This is a genomic window from Streptomyces sp. 8K308 (genome assembly GCF_004348315.1).
Classification (GTDB): Bacteria; Actinomycetota; Actinomycetes; order Streptomycetales; family Streptomycetaceae; genus Streptomyces.
The window spans coordinates 1-3023 of record NZ_SMKC01000534.1 but is presented as its reverse complement, the minus strand read 5'-3'; the positions used below and the strand labels follow the sequence as shown (position 1 = coordinate 3023).

Here is a 3023-nt window from a genome sequence, read left to right as displayed (position 1 = left end):
CCCAAGGCCCCCGCCGTCACCCAGCTCGACAGGCCGATCCCCCGGGCGTCGGACGCCCGCGAGACCTACCACGCGCACCGCCGCGGCTGCGCCGGCTGTGTCGGCCGTGCGCACTGCGCGGACGGCGCCAAGCTGGCCGCCCGTTACGTCAGCCTTCTCTACCAGGAGCCAGCCCGTCGGAAGGCGGACAAGGACCGGGAGCGGCTGGAGCGGCAGGCGGACCGCGCCTTCGCGGCCGCGTTGCCGGCGCGCCGGCGCCGGGAGTGGGACGAGGTCAGCGCCTCGGTCGACCTCACCAAGAGCAGCCGGCTCCCGCAGGGCGCCAAGCCGCACACCGAGACCCCGCGCCTTCCGCTGAAGCCGGGAGCCGCCCGCATCACCCGCTAGCCGCCTGTCGGTTACCTGTCGCCGCCGCGCCGCCCCAGCAACACAGGGGCGGCGCGGCGGCGTGCAGGGGGCCCGCAGGACCCCACCCAGAACAAGAGCGCGACCCCGGACGTGGACAAGACGCCGGGGCCGCTCACAACCAACCACCTCACGCAACTGAGGAGTTGATCGCGTGGGCACGATCATGCCCCACATCACCACCCTGCCGGAACCCGTCGCGTTACCGGCCCTGTCGACCGGCAACGACAACTGCACCTGGGCGCAGACCGACAGCGAGCACTGCCCCGACCACGGCAAGGGCCCCGGCGCCCCCTGGACCACGGCCGGCCCGATCTGCTGCGGCATCAGCATGGCGTCGTCCGGCGGCGCCTGGCGCTGCACCGCGTGCGGCCTCACCTGGGGCTACGCGGCCGACATCGCGCTCCTGGCGGCCGCCGTCGACAGCCTGCTCGACGACGAGATCCGCCGCATCCAGCGCGAGGAGGACGAGCGCGGCTTCGAGCGGGACGAGACCGACACCGCGCTCGCCCCGACCGGTCCGGCCCTCGAGGACAAGCCCCCGCTGCCGAACCGGCCACCGAACCCCGGCCGGCACGACCGCGCGCCGTCCGACGAGCCCCCGTACCGCCAGCACCCGCACGTCGTCGGCACCGTCGACGTGGCCGGTCTGCCCCTGGGGGACACCCGGCCGCCGATGCCGCTGATGGGGGACGTCCCCTGCCAGACCTGCATCATCGAGGGCCGCCCCAACGTCCTCAAGCGTTCCGGGACCTGCTGCCCGGTCTGCGGCAACTAGCCGCGTGGCCGACCCGACCGTCATACGCGCCCGCAGGGCCATCGCCGTCGCCTCCCGCGTGATCGCCGTCGTCGGCGTGCGCGCTCCGGTGGCGATCCGGGCCCTGCGGGCCGCGCACCACGCGGTGGCCGCGGCTCTGGACCGCGGCCACCGCGTCGCCGACATCCACCGCCCACTCCGGCAGGAGACCAAGACGTGAACATCCCGATCCGCCTCGTGCGCGCCACGACCGTGCGCGAGCTCGCTGCCGAGGCCGACGCCGGCCAGGCCGCCGCCCTCAACGCCGACAACTGGCACGACCTCTACGTCCGCGAGGCCACCCAGGCCGACGCCGCGTTCGACCGCGTCACCGTCCTCGAGGGCGAACTCGAGGACGCCCACGAGCAACTGCGCGACGCGCTCACGGCCGTCGACAACGAACGGAGCGACGCGAAGACCGTGCGCGAGGACCTCGCGCGCCTCCTAGAGCAGCTGCACGAGGCCCGCGAGGACCTGGCCGTCGCGCACGATGTGGCGGCCAACATCTCGCGCACCCTGAGCCACTACGCGTCCCAGCCCGACCGCGCCATCAACGAGGTCGCGACGATCCTCACCCGGTCGGCACCGGCGCTGGGCCTGACCGGCCCGCACGTGCCGGCCCTGGCCGCAGCCAGGGACACCGCCAGCCGCGCCATGGGGGAGCTGGAACGCGAGCGGGACCAGGCCCACGAGCAGCTGCGCGAGGCCCTCGCCGGCCGCGACCAGGAGCGCGAGGAACTGACCCTGCTGCGGGAGGCAGCCGGGCGGGAGGGCCTGATCCTGCTCCTGGAATGGGGCCGGCTCCACAGCGTCCACCACAGCGTGGAGGAAGCCCAGGCCTGCGCCGAGAAGCACGGCGCCACACCGTCCGGGTGGGGGAAGGCGTGGAACGCCCCGGACCTGGATCGGCTGCCGGCATCCAAGGTCTGGTGGCGCTGGACCAGGTACGGGTACGTGAGCAAGCCGGACGCCCCGGCCGACACGACGCTCGCCGGGAGGCGGGAGCCGTGACGACGAAGCACACCCACGGCCCGAACTTCGGCCGACGCGTGGACGGTTGTCCGCGCTGCGCGGAGCTGGCGGCTGGCGCTGAGCCGGTTCGCTGGAACCTCAATCGCCGCCAGCGGGACGCGCTCGATGACGCCCGGCGAGAGGAGATCCGCGCTCACAACTGCCGCACCGCCGGATGCGGCCCGGTCTGCACCTTCGGCGACTGGTAGCCCCGTCACCGATCCGCTCATACGCGCCCGCAGGACCCTGCCCGTCGCCCACCACTTCACATCACGAGGAGCCATCCGTGCACGACTCTCCCGACTCCAACGACACTAACGGCCTGCGCACCGACGTGTACCAGAACGACCCGCAGCCCGACACGCCGCAGGTCGGCTATCTGGACTCCGCAGTGGACCTGACTCTCCTGCAGATCTTGTTGACCGACGCGGACGAGGTCTGACGTCACAACACCGCTCGCCATCGCCGCTCTTGCCGCCATCGCGCGCCGCCCACCAGTACTCGGGCGGTGCGCGATGGCGCGTGGGGCGCCACGAGGCCAGTTCTGCCGGCTCGCCACCCGGTCCAACCACTCGCTGTGAGCGCCGCCTCACACCCCCACGCGTACCGGGCGGGCTGACCGGCTGTCGCGCTCGAACACCCGGTGGGGCCACGCCCCTGTTTCGCCCCGAGTCTGCCGTTCGGCCGCCGCCGGGCGGCCTCGTTTCGGGCCCACCCCACTTCGTTTCGGCGCCGCCGGATCCCGTTTCGGGAGCAGCCGGCGGCGTTTCGGATACACCCTGGAGCACCCTCATGGCACTCATCGACATGC

4 protein-coding genes and 1 pseudogene are annotated in these 3023 nt (G+C 73.4%); all 5 read left to right on the top strand.

The genetic code is table 11. The features are described 5' to 3' along the window. Positions 1 to 387: pseudogene (locus tag E1265_RS37595) on the top strand (hypothetical protein); the annotation flags it as partial. Positions 388 to 559: 172 nt separating this feature from the next. Beyond that, on the top strand, positions 560 to 1183 hold the full coding sequence (locus E1265_RS35295) for a hypothetical protein (protein WP_132935034.1): 624 nt from the start codon (positions 560 to 562) through the stop codon (positions 1181 to 1183). 4 nt (positions 1184 to 1187) lie between these two features. Next, positions 1188 to 1382 (top strand): hypothetical protein, encoded by a 195-nt coding sequence (locus E1265_RS35290; RefSeq protein ID WP_132935033.1) that lies wholly within the window; start codon positions 1188 to 1190, stop codon positions 1380 to 1382. Next, positions 1379 to 2212 (top strand): hypothetical protein, encoded by an 834-nt coding sequence (locus E1265_RS35285; protein WP_132935032.1) that lies wholly within the window; start codon positions 1379 to 1381, stop codon positions 2210 to 2212. Before E1265_RS35290 ends, E1265_RS35285 begins: the two co-directional genes overlap by 4 nt. 286 nt (positions 2213 to 2498) lie before the next feature. Further along, the gene (locus E1265_RS37590) at positions 2499 to 2654 is read left to right on the top strand and encodes a hypothetical protein (protein ID WP_165954000.1); all 156 of its coding nucleotides are present in this window, start codon (positions 2499 to 2501) and stop codon (positions 2652 to 2654) included. The last annotated feature ends 369 nt before the right edge of the window (positions 2655 to 3023 follow it).